The 16,397-nt window shown below is 58.2% G+C and carries 13 protein-coding genes; 9 read left to right on the top strand and 4 right to left on the bottom strand.

All coding sequences use genetic code 11. The features are described 5' to 3' along the window. Positions 1-5 precede the first annotated feature (5 nt). Positions 6-698 (bottom strand): DsbA family oxidoreductase, encoded by a 693-nt coding sequence (locus BMZ42_RS11455; protein ID WP_091522406.1) that lies wholly within the window; start codon positions 696-698, stop codon positions 6-8. A gap of 20 nt (positions 699-718) precedes the next feature. Continuing rightward, a complete protein-coding gene (locus tag BMZ42_RS11450; protein WP_091522404.1) occupies positions 719-2,533 on the bottom strand; it encodes an extracellular solute-binding protein in 1,815 nt (604 codons plus the stop codon). Between the two features lie 228 nt (positions 2,534-2,761). Here BMZ42_RS11450 and BMZ42_RS11445 point away from each other — a divergent pair, with 228 nt between their 5' ends. Then, on the top strand, positions 2,762-3,394 hold the full coding sequence (locus BMZ42_RS11445) for an invasion associated locus B family protein (RefSeq protein WP_091522402.1): 633 nt from the start codon (positions 2,762-2,764) through the stop codon (positions 3,392-3,394). Between the two features lie 85 nt (positions 3,395-3,479). Here the strand turns inward: BMZ42_RS11445 and hspQ are convergent, their stop codons facing one another. Beyond that, the gene (gene hspQ, locus BMZ42_RS11440) at positions 3,480-3,812 is read right to left on the bottom strand and encodes a heat shock protein HspQ (protein WP_091522400.1); all 333 of its coding nucleotides are present in this window, start codon (positions 3,810-3,812) and stop codon (positions 3,480-3,482) included. Between the two features lie 133 nt (positions 3,813-3,945). On the opposite strand from hspQ, the gene BMZ42_RS11435 reads away from it, so the two are divergent. Then, positions 3,946-4,908, top strand: coding sequence for an AEC family transporter (locus BMZ42_RS11435; protein ID WP_091522398.1), 963 nt, complete (start codon positions 3,946-3,948; stop codon positions 4,906-4,908). A gap of 96 nt (positions 4,909-5,004) precedes the next feature. Here BMZ42_RS11435 and BMZ42_RS11430 read toward each other — a convergent pair whose 3' ends face one another. Then, positions 5,005-6,186, bottom strand: a complete 1,182-nt coding sequence (locus BMZ42_RS11430; RefSeq protein WP_091522396.1) for a UbiH/UbiF family hydroxylase — start codon at positions 6,184-6,186, stop codon at positions 5,005-5,007. A 309-nt stretch (positions 6,187-6,495) separates the two neighbouring features. Between BMZ42_RS11430 and pcsA the strand changes: the two genes are divergently transcribed. The 7 genes from pcsA (at position 6,496) to BMZ42_RS11395 (ending at position 16,239) form a co-directional block, all read left to right on the top strand. Continuing rightward, positions 6,496-7,278, top strand: a complete 783-nt coding sequence (gene pcsA / locus BMZ42_RS11425) for a phosphatidylcholine synthase (RefSeq protein ID WP_091522394.1) — start codon at positions 6,496-6,498, stop codon at positions 7,276-7,278. A gap of 371 nt (positions 7,279-7,649) precedes the next feature. After that, a complete protein-coding gene (locus BMZ42_RS11420) occupies positions 7,650-9,227 on the top strand; it encodes an ABC transporter ATP-binding protein (protein ID WP_091522391.1) in 1,578 nt (525 codons plus the stop codon). Beyond that, on the top strand, positions 9,227-10,336 hold the full coding sequence (locus BMZ42_RS11415) for an ABC transporter permease (protein WP_091522388.1): 1,110 nt from the start codon (positions 9,227-9,229) through the stop codon (positions 10,334-10,336). The genes BMZ42_RS11420 and BMZ42_RS11415 overlap by 1 nt, the downstream gene beginning before the upstream one ends. Further along, a complete protein-coding gene (locus tag BMZ42_RS11410) occupies positions 10,329-11,243 on the top strand; it encodes an ABC transporter permease (protein ID WP_091522386.1) in 915 nt (304 codons plus the stop codon). The genes BMZ42_RS11415 and BMZ42_RS11410 overlap by 8 nt, the downstream gene beginning before the upstream one ends. Positions 11,244-11,291: 48 nt before the next feature. Further along, entirely contained in the window at positions 11,292-12,362 is a 1,071-nt protein-coding gene (locus tag BMZ42_RS11405) for a BMP family ABC transporter substrate-binding protein (RefSeq protein ID WP_091522530.1), read from the top strand. Between the two features lie 291 nt (positions 12,363-12,653). Further along, the gene (locus tag BMZ42_RS11400) at positions 12,654-13,307 is read left to right on the top strand and encodes a PopZ family protein (RefSeq protein WP_091522383.1); all 654 of its coding nucleotides are present in this window, start codon (positions 12,654-12,656) and stop codon (positions 13,305-13,307) included. A 148-nt stretch (positions 13,308-13,455) separates the two neighbouring features. Beyond that, a complete protein-coding gene (locus tag BMZ42_RS11395) occupies positions 13,456-16,239 on the top strand; it encodes a valine--tRNA ligase (protein ID WP_091522381.1) in 2,784 nt (927 codons plus the stop codon). Positions 16,240-16,397 lie beyond the last annotated feature (158 nt).

The raw sequence follows: 16,397 nt of genomic DNA, 5'->3' as shown, positions 1-16,397 counted from the left end.
TTTGCCTAATTCGCTTGTGGCTGATCGAGTTCGCCGCGTTCCTTGGCTGCTGCCACTTGCTTGATGGCGTCGGCGAGGACTTCTGCTTCCTGGGCGCCCATGACGGCGTATTTCCCTTCGAGCAGGAAACATGGAACGCCAGTCACGCCCATCTGGCTTGCAGCGGCAATCTCGTTTTGAAGCGACTCAACGTCGGCGTGAGACGACAGCAGGGCCTCCACGAGATTGGCGTCCATGCCAGCGTCGGCGGCAGCCTCCGTCAGCACATCGCGCGCTCCGATATCTCGTGCCTCTTCGAAATTCATCTCGAACAGGCGCTTGACGACCTGCGCCTGTGCGCCGGGCGGTGATTTTGGCGACCCGCCCCAGCGAATGAGGCGATGCGCGTCCAAAGTGTTGGCGGAAACCTGCATGGCATCGAAATTGAAGCGGATGCCCTCAACCTCGCCCAGCATCGTCAGCCGTTCGTGCGCTGCCGTCAGCCTGGATTCGTCGCCGAACTTGTCCAGCATGTATTTGCGGCGTGGCAATCCTTCCTTGGGGATCGACGGGTCAAGCTGGTACGGCCGCCAACGAATTTGCACGTCAACGTCGGACGCCAGTTCAACGGCGTGTTCAAGACGTTTCATGCCGAGAAAGCACCATGGACATGCGACATCCGAGATCACGTCTATGGTTATGCTGGTGCGCTCGCTCATAATTTTTCTCCTGCAGAGGCTCAGTCGGCCTCGTACCACCAGGTCTGGAACTGAGGTCCATAAATAGGAGTCACATCGGGGCGTTTGTACTGTTTCCAGTGCGCAATCCAACTATTTGTCAGCGGATTGTATAGCGGCACCACGTAAGCACCGCTCATGAGCACGCGATCATAAGCGCGAACGGCAGTGACGAACTCATCCTGGCTTCGCGCATTGAGAAGCCTGTCGATCAGCGCATCCACCGCAGGGTCCGCTACGCCTGCAAAGTTATAGGTTCCGTCGAGATCGCGTGTAGCCGACCCCCAGCGCGCCAGTTGTTCGGCACCCGGTGACAGCGACGACGTATAGTTCATCAACATGACGTCAAAATCGTAGGTGCGCTGGCGCTGAAAATATTGGGCCGAGTCAACGATACGCATATTGGCGACAATGCCCAGGCGGCTCAGGGTACGGGTCCACGACATCGCCAGCGACTGGCCGGCCGGTCCATTGAGCAAGATTTCGAAGCTCAGCTGCTTGCCATTCTTGTCGACGAGCTTGCCGTCTTCCATCCGGTAACCTGCCGACTGAAGTCCCTCCAGGCCAAGACGCAAAAACTCCCGATCGCGGCCGGAGCCGTCAGAAACCGGCAGTTGATATGTCCCGTTCATAATCTCGGGAAGGACGGCGTCAGGAAAGGGCGCCAGCAGTTCTCGTTCGGCGTCGCTTGCAGGAAAGCCGAACGACGACAAATCGGACCCGTCATAATAGCTGCGGATTCGTTTATAGGCGTCATTGTAGAGATTGCGGTTAGCCCACTCAAAATCCAGAAGCCCCGCCAAGGATTGCCGTACTGTCCTGTCCGCGAACATTTCGCGACGCGTGTTCATGACATAGCCATACATTCCCGACGGCAGTCGCGTTTCAAATTCTTCACGTAGGACACGTCCGTCGCGGAAGGCGGGAAAATCGTAGCCGGTTGCCCAGCGGCCCGTGTCCGTCTCTGCGTGGAGCGAGGTCAGGCCTCGCTTGAACGATTCAAAGATCGTGTTGTCGTCGCGCATGTAATTGATGCGGATTTCGTCATAATTGTCGAAACCGCGTTTGGTTGGGATATCTTTCGCCCAATAATCCGGGTTGCGCTTCAGGACGACCACTTCGCCAGGGCGCACGCTCTCGATCACGTAAGGACCAGAGCCGATCATGGGCTTGAGCGACGAGCGGTGGAAATTTTCCGCGTCGATCGCATGTTTGGGCAGGATCGGCAGTTGCGACAACAGCAACGGCAACTCGCGCCCGGCGTCGGGCTTCATGGTGAAGCGGATACCGTTTTGACCGACGATCTCGGTTTTTTCAACCGCCTTGATCCAGTTCTGGTAGTTTGGGCGCCCTTTCTCCAGCAGCAATTCCATCGAGAACACGACGTCTTCAGGCGTGATCGGCTGGCCGTCGGAAAAGCGGGCGAGGGGATTGATGGTGAACGCGATAAAGCTGCGCTCGTCATCGGTCTCGACACTATCGGCAATCAGCGGATAGAGCGTGAATGCTTCATCGCGCGACCGCATGAGCAGCGTTTCGAAGACGTTGTTGCCAAAATACTGGTCGAACAGCCCGCGGGCGCCATCGCCTTGAACGATGAACGGGTTGAGACTGTCGAACGAGCCCTGCCACGCATAATCAATCCGTCCGCCCTTCGGCGCGTTGGGGTTGGCGTAGGGGAGATGCGCGAAGTCGGCGGGCAGGGCCGCCTCTCCGTGCATGGCAATGGCATGCGAGGGTCCGTTCTGGGCGGCAATGGGGCCCGCTGGTACCGCAAACATGGCAGCAAGAACGGCAAGCAACGACAGTCGCATCATGAAACTCCGGCGCGATGTCTCGGGAAGGGCGATTCGGCGCACCCTAGCAGTTTGCTTTCTGTGCCGGAATCCCTTGGACGATCCCAGTAAATTGAAGAGCGGGTCTGGATTTGCCAGCAGCCACGGTGTAACAGGCGCTTGGAGTCATGCTGTCGCCGCAATTCACCAGCACTAGCGGGCCGATTGCAGGCAGTGCCGCAGCCCACGTTCTAAGAGGAAACGGACCCAATGAATCGCCGCAAGACCAATGCGACCCGACTTTCCCTTCTGGCCGCCGGCGTGTTCGGCATTGCGATGAGCGCAGTTGCGCCGTCCCATGCTCAACAGCAGCAGCAGAACATGCCTGAGGGCTGGTACAAGGTCTGCAGCAAGCAGGAAGACATCGACATCTGCAACGTGCAGAATATCCTGTTCGCAGATTCGGGACATTTCCTGACCGGCATCAGCATGATCGAGGTCAAGGGCAAGACCAACCGCCGCATTTTCCAGATCACGGTTCCGACCGGTCGTCTTGTTCCTCCCGGTATCGGCATGCAGATCGATGGCGGACAGACGCAGAAGATCGACTACATGATCTGCCTTCCTGACCGCTGCATCGCTGAAGGCCAGCTGACGGACAATCTGATCGCCTCGTTCAAGCGTGGATCGGAACTGACGCTGACTTCGGTCAACTTCCAGAACCAGGCCAACCCGATCAAGGTGACGCTTGCCGGCTTCACGACTGCTTTTGATGGTGAGCCGCTCCAGCAGTCCGACATCGAAGATCGCCAGCGTCGCCTTCAGGAATTCGTCGATCGCAACACCGATGATTTCGCGCAGAAGCTCAAGGAAGAGCAAGAGCGCGCCAAGCAGGGCAATTGATCCTCGCTTGAGCAAACAAAAAAACGGGCCTCAATGGCCCGTTTTTTTATGACCTCAAGTCATAGCTAAAAGATCGCGACGCGTTTTAGTGCGCAGGCCGGCCCTTCGGAGCGTAATGCCCATCGCTGGTCTTGTCGAAGAATTCAGCCAGCTGGGGATGACGCACCGGCTCTCCTGAACTGTCGTCGAGCAGGTTCTGTTCGGACACATATGCCACATATTCAGTTTCCTGGTTTTCGGCCAGGAGGTGATAATATGGCTGGTCGCGAGCAGGCCGGACTTCCGCCGGGATGGCATTGTACCAGTCTTCCGTGTTCGCAAACTCCGGGTCAACATCGAAGATCACCCCCCGAAAAGGGAACAACCGATGCCGGACGACCTGGCCGATCCTGAACCTGGCAACTTTGACTTCACCCATAGCCTGTACCTTGACGTGCGCTGATGTGTATAGCATCGCACAATTCCAGCAGTTTGGAAGCTGATGGTTTGATGCAGTCTGTCAGCCAATAGTTTGGCTCGACGCGGCGCGGAAGAACCGCGCGGGAGGATATATGGCTGACGTGCTCGGGCTGGTGCTGCCCTTCTTCGGGTTGATCCTTCTCGGCGCGTTCTTTGCACGCCAGACCCGCCAACCGCTCGAGGCGCTGGGGTGGATGAATACGTTCATCATCTATGCAGCGCTGCCGGCCCTGTTTTTTCAACTCGTATCGCGTACGCCGGTCGACCAGTTGTCCGAATGGACATTCGTGATTGGCTCCGTATTTTCGACATTCGTGATCTTCGGCCTGATGTGCTTCGGCTCCCTGATCTTCACAAGCAGCAATCTGGCCGAAAGCACCATCAAGGGGCTGTCTGCCGCATATGGCAATATCGGCTATATGGGGCCCGCTTTGGCCATACTGGTTTTCGGGCCATCGGCGGCGGTGCCGGTTGCGCTGATTGTGTGCGCAGAGAACGTGTTTCACTTTGCCGTCACGCCGCTCATGATGGCGTTTTCAGGTCGAGCCGAAGAACCAATCGGGGTTGTCGCGTTCCGCGCCGTTCGGCGCATCGTTCTTCATCCTCTCATCCTGTCCACGATGCTGGGCATCTTGGCGGCGGTGATGCGGTTCGAGCCGCCGCAGGCGCTTGATCGCTTGCTGGAGCTTCTGGCCCAGGCAGCAGCGCCCTGCGCACTTTTTGCGATGGGTGTGACGCTGGCACTGCGTCCGCTCAAACGCGTTCCCGCGGAGCTTGGAGTAATCGCCGGGCTGAAACTGATCGTTCATCCGGCTCTCTGCTACGTTGTTCTCAGCCTTATTGGCGACTTTCCGGATGTATGGCTTTACTCTGCGGTGATGCTCGCCGCCTTGCCAGCCGCCGCTAATGTCTACGTGCTTGCACAGCAATATGACGTCTGGGTGGAGCGCGCGTCGGCCAGCGTCGTGATCACCACGGCGCTTTCCGTGTTCACGCTAACCGCATTGCTTTATCTCATCACTTCGGGCGCTTTGCCGCGCGACTTGTTTCGATAAAACAATTCTAGAAGCACCAAGCGTTCGCGTAAAAGCCATATAAGACAACAGACTATGTAGTTTAGTTGCTGCGATGAAAGAGAAGGGGCTCGAAATTCAGCTCCGGAACAAGCTGCCGATGCCGCTTCCGGTACGCAGCCCTTCGCGCATGAATAGCGCACGCAGCGGCGGTGTCGCCTCAAGCATTGACAGGCCGAGCGCACGCGCCATCTGCGTGGGGAGCATGTCTGACAGCAGCGACCGATTGAGCAAATTGACCGCGGAAGATCGCGCTACAATGTCGGGTCGGCGTGCTCGATCGTAAGCGGCCAGCACATCTTCTGCGCCCGGATCCACCGGATGGCGCGTGATGATCTCGATCAGTCCCTCGATGTCGCGGATCCCTAGATTGAGACCTTGCGCGCCGATGGGCGGAAATACATGCGCGGCCTCGCCGATCAGCGCCACTCGATCCTTGGCGAAGCGTTGCGGCAGCGCGGAAGATAGAGGAAATACTTGGCTTCCCGACTCGACTGTGACGCGGCCAAGCATGGATTGCATTCGGTCTTCGATCAGGCGTGACAGAGCTGATTCGTCGAGGCGCGCGAGCTCCTGCGCCCGGTGCGGCCGGTTGACCCATACCAGGCTGGAGCGCTGGCCCGGCAGCGGAACCTGCGTGAACGGGCCATGTTCCGTGTGGAATTCACACGATGTGTCTTGATGGGATCGCGTATGCTGGAAGTTCAGAACCAGCGCAGACTGTTGCGATGGCGTCGATCTAACCTTGATACCGACAGAATCGCGGGCCGGAGAGTTTCTTCCGTCGGCCGCTACCGCCAGCCTGGCACGCACAACTGTTCCGTCCAGAAGCTCCGCTTCGACATGTTCGGGTGCGGAAGACCATTCTTTGACAAGCCCATTTACCCGGACAATTTCCGAATCCTCGAGCGCTCGGGCAAGCACACGCAACATGTGCCGGTTCGGTATATTCAGGCCGAAATAGTCTTGACCGATTTCCGTCGCGCGAAAGTTCACGGTGGGGCTTCGCAAAAGGCGGCTGGTGCCGTCCACAATGCGCATCGTCTTCAGTGGAGCAGAATCCGTGCGAATGTCTTCGAGGAGCCCAAGGCTGTCGAGAAAGTCCAGCTGTGGTTTCATCAGCGCCGTGGTTCGGCCGTCACCCAGATTGACATCAGGCCCCACCAGCGCGACGCGAAATCCGTTCCGCGAAATTGCAAGCGCCGCAAGAAGTCCAGCCGGACCGGTCCCGGCAACGACGATATCGCTCTCGATGATCATGTCTGCTCCAGTCATTTGAGAGCATATAGTGCCCACCTGCCGGTCAGATCAACGTGTCGAATTGCCATCATTGCGCGGCTTGTGTCGGAGTTTCTGAAGGATAGGCTCCGGCAATTGTGCAAAGCTTTCGTGGAAATTCCAATTTCGACGCCGCGGAATGTCGAGTATGGCTTGTACGGTCCGCCAGCGTGCGAGTAGGGTCTGTTCCTGCGGCCGCAGGGAACGCGCGAAAAATAGACCGCACACAAAGATCGGTCAGCGAAGCTATCTTTGGTCATTACGGAGCGGCAGAGCTGTGGTGGATGGGCGATGGACGAGACCGTGAACGAAAACGCTCCATTGAAGAAAAAGCTTTCGGATCGCATACCGCGGCCCAAGAAGAAGGTGACCTGGCCTCAGGCTCGCGCCTTCTCGGTGCACTTGCTGACGGCGTCCGGCTCGTTTCTTGCTTTTCTGTCGCTTGTCGCTGCAGCTGAGAAGCAGTGGACGGCGATGTTTCTGTGGCTAGGGTTGGCGCTGTTCGTCGACGGGATCGACGGACCAATCGCGCGTAAGCTCGATGTCAAGGAAGTCCTGCCGACCTGGTCGGGCGAGCTCCTCGATAATATCATCGACTATGTCACCTACGTCCTGATACCCGCATTCGCCCTTTATCAAAGCGGTTTCATGGGTGAGGGACTTTCGTTCGTTTCAGCCGCAATCATCGTTGTTTCGAGCGCGATCTACTATGCCGATACGGGGATGAAGACGAAGGAAAACTTCTTCAAGGGGTTCCCTGTCGTCTGGAACATGCTGGTTTTTACGCTCTTTGTGATCGCACCCGGAGAGTACGCATCTTTTGCGGTGGTCGTCATCGCGGCGATCCTTTCATTCGTACCGATGAACTTCCTCCACCCCGTTCGTGTGAAACGGCTTCGCACACTGAATCTGGCAGTTTTCCTGTCCTGGTGCGTGTTGGGTGCAGTCGCGTTGCTTCAGGACATGAATGCGATGAGCCTCGTACAGATCGGCGTTGGCGTTACGGGCATCTACCTGTTCTTCATCGGGGGCATCATGCAGCTCTTCCCACGTCTCGGCCTGAGAAAAGGCTAAGACGAAGAACTCTGTTCACATCCACGAAGGGCGGCTCCTGGACAACAAGCCAGGAGAAGCTGTCTGCGGCCAATCCGGCGTGGGTAAGGTACTCAGACGCCACAAGGCGGCAGGCCTGGATTCCATAGACGCTGGTCCGAAAGATGTAGCTTGACTGACACGGTGCGGGCCCATGCAGCCTTGGAAGCCGTGCAGACAGCAGTTCCAGCTATGATTGATAGCCTAGAACTTGTTTCTCCCACTTGTGCATCCTTGCTGAAAATGTTGAATCACTTTCAAAATTCGCAGTGATTTGCGAGCGGGACGGCAGAGGCCTACGATGAGCCGGGAACAAAAATTACCCGGAGCAAACCGGGGACCGACAGAATGAACTGGGAGGCACTGTGAGCCAAACGCGCGCAGTCGACGGCACACCTCTATTGGAGGTGAAGGGCCTGACCAAAGTCTTTGGACAGTTGAAGGCCTGCGACTCGATAGACCTGACGATCGGCAAGGGTGAAATTCACGCACTTCTCGGCGAGAATGGGGCAGGCAAGTCCACGCTGGTCAAAATGCTGTTCGGCTCCCTTGAGCCCGCGAGCGGCGAAATTTTCTGGAACGGACAGGGCGTAACGATTTCCAACCCCGGCCAGGCTCGCAAGCTTGGCATCGGCATGGTGTTCCAGCATTTCTCTTTGTTCGAGGCGCTGACCGCCGCTGAAAACATCATGCTGTCGCTGGATGACGACACGTCCATCCTTGCAATCGCGGAAAAAGCGCACGGATTGTCGAAGGCTTACGGGCTGCCGCTCGATCCGTTTGCGCTCGTCGGCGACCTCTCGGTGGGTGAACGACAGCGCATTGAGATCATCCGCTGCCTCCTGCAGGAACCGGAACTCATCATCCTTGATGAACCGACTTCTGTGCTGACGCCGCAAGAAGCCGACAAATTGTTTGAAACTCTTGAGCGCCTTCGCTCTGAGGGCAAATCAATCCTCTACATTTCTCATCGACTGGAGGAGGTGAAGCGGCTTTGCGATCGCGCCACCGTTCTTCGTCATGGCAAGGTCGTGGGCCATTGTGACCCGCGTCAGGAAACCGCCGCGTCTCTCGCCCGGATGATGGTGGGGTCGGAGGTGATCACGGCGACGAGGCCACCCGCCGCGATTGCCGATGCGACGGAACTTTTGAGCATTTGTGGCCTCTCACGAAAGCCCGCAGGCCCGTTTTCTGTTGCGCTCAAGAATATCTGGCTCACCATGAAAGCCGGAGAAGTGCTTGGCATTGCAGGTGTTGCTGGCAACGGACAGGGCGAGTTCTTCGAGGCGATTTCGGGGGAGGTCACTCAGGAGAGCCCGGACGTGATCCGCATCCGTGGTAATCCCGTCGGCAAGCTCGGAATTTCCGAACGTCGCCTGATGGGAGCGGCTTTTGTACCCGAAGAGCGACTGGGTCACGGTGCGGCCCCGCGCATGAAACTGTCCGAAAACCTCTTATTGTCGCGTTTCAAGACCGACACAAAAGCATTTCTGGGCAAATTCGGCATGGTTCGCACATCGGCGATTGCGGAAGCCTCCAAGCGGATCGTTTCGGAGATGGACGTGCGCAAGAGCGCGGAAGACCCCGAGGCGGCGTCTCTTTCTGGTGGTAATCTGCAAAAATTCATCATCGGCCGCGAGCTTGATCGCCAACCATCGGTGATCATCGTGAACCAGCCGACCTGGGGTGTGGACGCTGGCGCTGCAGCCCGGATTCGACAGGCGCTCATCGATCTTGCTCGGGGGGGCTCCGCAGTGCTGGTGATCAGCCAGGATCTCGACGAGTTGTTTGAGGTATCGGACCGCATTGCCGTCATGCATGACGGCCAACTCTCCTCACCGCTACCTGCTGCCGAGATGACGCTGGAGCGCATCGGCCTCTTGATGGGCGGCTCACAGACGGCAACCGAATCCAAAGGAGACGCCGCCTGATGCGCCTCGAACTCGTCAAACGCCCGCAGCAGTCCAGGGCTTTCAGTGCCTTGTCGCCATTCATTGCATTTGGGCTGACCATCATCGCAGGGGCGATCCTATTTGCAGCCCTCGGCAAGAATCCAGCAACGACCCTCTACTATTATTTCGTAGAGCCGTTGATGGAGGTTTGGTCGCTGCACGAACTCGCCATCAAGGCAGCGCCACTCATTCTGATCGCGGTCGGTCTGTCGGTTTGCTTCCTGTCGAACAACTGGAATATCGGCGCTGAAGGCCAGTTTGTGATCGGTGCGGTTGTTGGCTCAGTGCTTCCGGTCATGTTTCCCGACTTTCAGTTCTGGTTCGTGCTGCCGTTGATGCTGATCATGGGAATGATTGGCGGAGCCGCTTACGCGTCTATCCCCGGCATCTTGAAGGTTCGCTTCAATACCAACGAAATTCTCACCAGTCTGATGCTCGTCTACGTCGCTCAGCTATTCCTTGATTGGCTGGTGCGCGGACCGTGGCGGAACCCGGCAGGGATGAATTTCCCCGAAACGCGGACCTTCCACAGCTACGCGATCTTGCCGGAAATCCTGCCGGCTTCGGGCCGCGCGCATTGGGGTTTCGTCTTTGCAATCATCGCAGCGATCGTGCTTTGGTTCGTCTTGTCGAAAACGCTCAAGGGCTTTGAAATCAAGGTACTCGGACAAAGTCCGCGGGCAGGGCGTTTCGCCGGTTTCTCGGCTGGCAAGATGACTTTGTTTGCATTCGCCGTGTCAGGCGCCATGGCGGGTTTGGCAGGTATTTCTGAAGTGTCAGGAGCTATCGGCCAATTGCGTCCGGCCATCTCTCCCGGATACGGATTTACCGCGATCATCGTTGCGTTTCTTGGGCGATTGAACCCGTTGGGGATTGTTGCCGCCGGGCTCGTGCTGGCGTTGACCTATCTTGGTGGCGAGGCTGCGCAGATTTCTGTCGGCCTCTCCGACAAGGTCGTTCGTGCCTTCCAGGGGATGATCCTCTTCTTCGTCCTGGCTTGCGACACTCTCATTCACTACCAGATCCGGTTTGTTAAATCGAAGGCGGCCACCGCGAGTTTGGCAGCAGCACAGGTGCCAAATGTTTGAGGCCATCGTCATTACGATTGCGACCGCAGCGACGCCCTTGCTCATCGCTGCAATGGGAGAGCTGGTCGTCGAGCGCTCCGGTGTCCTCAACCTCGGCGTTGAGGGCATGATGATCATGGGTGCGGTCACTGGTTTCAGTGTCGCCTACATGACCGGTTCTCCCTGGCTGGGGGTTCTCGCAGCTATTGTCGTGGGCGCGTTGTTCTCGCTACTCTTTGGCTTCCTGACGCTGACGCTGGTTACCAATCAGGTCGCGACCGGGCTTGCCCTGACCCTGTTGGGGCTTGGCCTGTCAGGCATGATCGGAGAGAGCTTTGTCGGACTTCCCGGCGTGAAGATGGGGACTGTGAACGTCCCCTATCTCAGCGAACTCCCATATGTGGGACGGCTGTTGTTCGGTCAGGATCCGATTTTCTACATTTCAATTGCCCTGACCATTGGGGTGAGCTGGTTCCTGTTCTACACCAAGGCCGGACTGACACTTCGTTCGGTCGGCGACAATCATGCGTCTGCGCACGCTCTCGGCATCCGGGTCATCGCGATCCGCTATATGGCCATCATGTTCGGCGGCGCATGCGCAGGTCTTGCAGGCGGCTATCTGGCCCTTGTTTACGTTCCTCAGTGGGTCGAAGGAATGAGCGCGGGGCGTGGCTGGATCGCGCTGGCGCTCGTGGTATTTGCTTCCTGGCGGCCGGGACGCGTGCTCGCCGGAGCTTATCTTTTCGGCGCGGTTTCCATCGGCCAGCTTCACGCCCAGGCGTTGGGATGGCCGATACCTTCTCAACTGCTTTCTGCGTTGCCCTATCTGGCGACGATCATCGTTCTCGTACTAATCTCGCGCAACAAGAGACTGACAATGGTGAACACACCGGCTTCGCTAGGGCAGCCGTTTGTTCCCGATCGGTAAGCTACTCGTAAGCCTCATCGTGAACTGCAATTTCAAAGGATGGTTGTCATGAAAAAATACCTTCTGGCTTTGGCTGCCTCGGCCGCAATCTTGCTCCCCGGTGCCGCAAGCGCACAGGACAAGACCAAAGCCTGCTTCATCTATGTCGGTCCCATCGGTGACTTCGGCTATTCCTACCAGCACCATCAGGGCCTGCTCGACGCCCAGAAGCATTTTGGCGACAAGCTGGAAACCGCTTATCTGGAGAGCGTTCCGGAAGGTGCTGACGCAGAGCGCGCCATCGAGCGTTTCGCTCGCTCGGGCTGCGACATCATCTTCGCGACCTCGTTTGGCTTCATGGACGCCACCAACAAGATTGCAGGGCGCTTCCCGGACATCAAGTTCGAGCACGCCACGGGCTACAAGCGCGAACACCCCAACGTTGCGACCTATAACTCGAAGTTCCACGAAGGCCGTTACGTGCAGGGTGTGATCGCTGCCAGCTTGTCCGAGAAGGGCGTTGCCGGCTACATCGCGTCGTTCCCGATCCCTGAAGTCGTCATGGGCATCAATGCCTTTGTTCTCGGCGCGCAGTCAGTCAACCCAGACTTCAAGGTCAAGGTCGTGTGGGCAAACACCTGGTTCGACGCCGGCAAGGAAGCTGACGCTGCCAAGGCGCTGATCGACCAGGGCGTCGACATCATCACCCAGCACACCGACTCCACTGCCCCGATCCAGGTTGCATCCGAGCGCGGCATCAAGGCGTTTGGCCAGGCGACCGACATGATCAAGTTCGGTCCGGAGACGCAGCTGACGTCGATCATCGACGACTGGGGTCCGTACTACATCGAGCGCATCGGCAAGGTGATGGACGGAACCTGGGAGCAGCAGGACGTCTGGGGTGGCATGAAGGAAGGCCACGTTGTGATGGCGCCTTACACCAACATGCCGGACGACGTGAAGAAGCTGGCTGAAGAGACCGAAGCCAAGATCAAGTCTGGTGAATTCAATCCTTACACCGGCCCGATCAACAAGCAGGACGGCACGCAGTGGCTGGCTGACGGTGAAGTGGCCGAAGACGGCTTCCTGCTTGGCCTGAACTTCTACGTCGAAGGCGTGGACGACCAGCTGCCGCAGTAACCGGTAGATCATTGCCATCTAGGGGCGGCCGTCGGCCGCCTCTTTTTTGGGGCCTCCAGAGCGTGAACTTTTGGCTGCATTTATCTGCCCTGGCGGTCAGTCTACCGTCTGAACCCGGCGCGCAAGCCGGGTTTTCTGCTTCCAGCCGTCAAATCTGTGTGAAAACCACACCATCTTCAGCGGGGGGATTCTCGCGCCCCGATGCGTCGTCTAGGCTTGTCCGTGATTCGGTGACTGTTCAAGGGATGGGCAAAGCCGGTAGTCGGATCAAGATGAGCGGCGTATTTGAATATGGCACAGGCAGGCAGCGCACAGCGCGAACCTTCGATGGAAGAGATACTGGCCTCGATCCGCAGGATCATCGAGGACAGCGATGCGGTTGGGGCTCCGTCTGAGGAGGCCGACCAGCGCGGTGACTTTGAGGTGACCGCTGCGAACACGCAAACGGACGCGGCCAGCGAAGTGGCGGCTTTTCGTCTTGAATTGGACGAGCCGACCGTCGTTCACACCCCGCCTGTCGTAGACTCACCGGTGGCCCGGAAAGCTGCCGAGGTGTCGTTTGAGCCGGTAATGCAGCCCGTCGCCGATGTACACACTCTGCACGCTGACCCGGAACCCGCGCGCGCGCAGGTCGAGGAGAGCCTGGCTCCCGCCTTGGACAAGCCAGCGCAGCCGGTAGAAACCAGCGCGTTTGTGGTCGCTGCGGAAGCCAGCGTGAAGGAAGAATTGCGCACCTCCTTGATCTCCGAGCAGCCGGCGCGTCAGGTCGCCGCCGCTTTCGGAGAGCTGTCTGACGCATTCGCAGCAAGCCGCCGCCGCTCGTTCGACGAGATGGCAGAAGAGATGCTGCGCCCCATGCTGCAGGAATGGCTCGACAACAATTTGCCCAATCTGGTCGAGAAGCTGGTGCGCGAGGAAATCGAACGCGTCGCGCGCGGTAGCTGACGGGGCATTTGCTGCCTTTTCTGAACGCCGCCTGCAGGGGCGGCGTTTTTCGTTGCGTGGAGCCGGCAGGCTGGCTCACAGTTGACTCGCACCGGTCCATCCGGTTTACACCGCTTCAATCCTTTTCCTGAACTGGCGGACCAATTTCATGCTCGACAAGACCTATGACTCCAAAGCCGTCGAACCCAGGATTGCAAAGTCGTGGGAAGATGGTGACGCATTCGCTGCCGGTGCCGGCTCCAAGCCGGGCGCTGAAGCATTCACGATCGTGATCCCGCCGCCGAACGTCACGGGTTCGCTGCATATGGGCCATGCGCTCAACAACACACTTCAGGACATCATGGTCCGGTTCGAGCGCATGCGCGGAAAGAACGTGCTGTGGCAGCCGGGCATGGACCATGCCGGCATCGCGACGCAGATGGTGGTTGAGCGCCAGCTTGCTGCGCAAAATATCCACCGCCGCGACCTGACCCGCGCCGAATTCATCGACAAGGTCTGGGAGTGGAAGGGCGAGTCGGGCGGCATCATCTTCAACCAGCTGAAGCGGCTTGGGGCGTCCTGCGACTGGTCGCGCGAGCGCTTCACCATGGACGAAGGTCTGTCGGAAGCTGTCCTGGAAGTCTTCGTCACTCTGTATCGCGAAGGGCTGATCTACAAGGACAAGCGCCTGGTCAACTGGGATCCAAAATTCCTGACGGCGATTTCCGACCTTGAGGTCGAGCAGGTCGAGACCAGCGGCAGCCTCTGGCATTTCCGCTATCCGATCGAAGGCAAGACCTACGACCCGGAAGATGCGTCGACCTATATCGTCGTCGCCACGACGCGCCCGGAGACGATGCTCGGTGATACCGGTGTTGCCGTTCACCCTGAGGATGAGCGCTACACCCATCTCGTCGGCAAGCACGTTGTTCTGCCGATTGTCGGCCGCCGCGTTGTCATCGTCGCTGATGAGTACTCCGACCCGGAAAAAGGCACCGGTGCGGTCAAGATGACCCCGGCGCACGACTTCAACGATTTTGACGTCGGCAAACGCCATGATCTGCGCATGATCAACATTCTCAATCCGGATGCGACGATCAACATTCTCGAGAACGACGATTTTCTTGAGGGCGTTGAAGTCACTGAGATGCGTCAGGGCATCTGGACTCAGTTGCATGGCATGGACCGGTTCGAGGCACGCAAGCTCGTCGTCCAGATCATGGACGAGGGTGGTTTCCTCGACAAGATCGAGCCGCACAAGCACATGGTTCCGCATGGCGACCGTGGCGGCGTTCCGATTGAGCCCTATCTGACCGACCAGTGGTATGTCGACGCCAAGACCCTGGCGAAGCCCGCAATCGCAAGTGTTCGCGAGGGCCGGACCAACTTTGTCCCGAAAAATTGGGAAAAGACCTATTTCGAATGGATGGAAAACATCCAGCCCTGGTGCATTTCGCGCCAGCTGTGGTGGGGTCACCAGATTCCCGCCTGGTACGGCCCGGACGGCCATGTTTTTGTCGCCAAGTCCGAACAGGAAGCGCTCGACCAGGCGGTCGAATACTATCTCGCCGTCGATACGCCGTGGCGTGACTGGGTCAAGGACCAGCTCGAGAACTACGAACCGGGCAAGATCCTGACGCGCGACGAAGACGTGCTCGACACCTGGTTCTCGTCGGCTCTGTGGCCGTTCTCGACGCTTGGCTGGCCGAACCAGACCAAGGAGCTCGAAACTTATTACCAGACCGACGTTCTGGTCACCGGGTTCGACATCATCTTCTTCTGGGTCGCCCGGATGATGATGATGGGCCTTCATTTCATGAAGGAAGAGCCATTCCACACCGTCTATGTCCACGCACTCGTGCGCGACAAGAGCGGCGCCAAGATGTCAAAGTCGAAGGGCAACGTCATCGACCCGCTCGACCTCATCGACGAGTACGGCGCTGACGCGCTGCGCTTCACGCTGGCGATCATGGCGGCGCAGGGGCGTGACGTGAAACTCGATCCCGCGCGTGTCGCCGGCTACCGCAACTTCGGCACGAAGCTGTGGAACGCAACGCGTTTCGGCGAGATGAACGGCGTCAAGCGCGACCCGGATTTCCAGCCGGAAGACGCCAAGCTGATGCTCAATCGCTGGATTCTCACCGAATTGACGCGGACGGCGAAGGCAATTTCGGATGGCATCTCGAACTACCGGTTCAACGAAGCGTCGGCAGCAGCCTATCGCTTTGTCTGGAACCTGTTCTGTGACTGGTATGTCGAACTGCTCAAGCCTGTCTTCAACGGTGAGGACGAAGCCGCAAAGGCTGAAAGCCGCGCGTGCATGGCCTATGTGCTGGATGAGATCTACAAGCTGCTCCATCCAATGATGCCGTTCATGACCGAAGAGTTGTGGCAGCAGACAGTTGGCGATGGACCAGCGCGCGAAACGCTCTTGTGCCACGCGGCATGGCCGACGCCTGATTTCGAGGACGCCGAGGCGGCCGCTGAGCTCAATTGGCTGGTCGAGCTGGTTTCCGGCATTCGGTCGGTCCGTTCTGAAATGAACGTTCCACCGTCGGCGACCGCGCCGCTGGTTATGGTTGGCGCCAATTCTGAAACGCGCGAGCGTGTCGCCCGCCATCAGCCGGCAATTCAGCGTCTGGCGCGCGTGGCAGAGGTCGGGTTCGATTCTGGTGCGCCGAAGGGTTCAGCCCAGCTGGTCATTGGCGAGGCGACGGCCTGCCTGCCACTCGGTGCATTGATCGATCTTAAGGCGGAAGAGGCACGTCTTTCGAAAGAACTGGCGAAAAATGCCGACGAGCGTGGGCGTATCGAGAAAAAGCTTTCCAACCCGAATTTCGTTGCCAAGGCAGCAGAGGAAATTGTGGAGGCCGAGCGTGAGAAGCTGGCGGAGCTGACGGAAGCGAAGTCACGACTTGAGACTGCGCTGACGCGGGTACGCGACGCAGGCTGACCTGAGTCGCAGCAAGAACTTGAAAGGCCGCACATTGAGCGGCCTTTTTTATTGGCGAGCACCAAGATTTGCGGGCGGCTTGACGTTGTTTGCTTGATAACTCAATGAATTGCGATGGCGGGTTCCTCAAAACAGTGAGGGGTCTTCACATTTTTTCT

Source organism: Aquamicrobium aerolatum DSM 21857, assembly GCF_900113935.1.
Lineage (GTDB): Bacteria > Pseudomonadota > Alphaproteobacteria > Rhizobiales > Rhizobiaceae > Aerobium > Aerobium aerolatum.
This window is presented reverse-complemented; position numbering and strand designations above follow the sequence as displayed.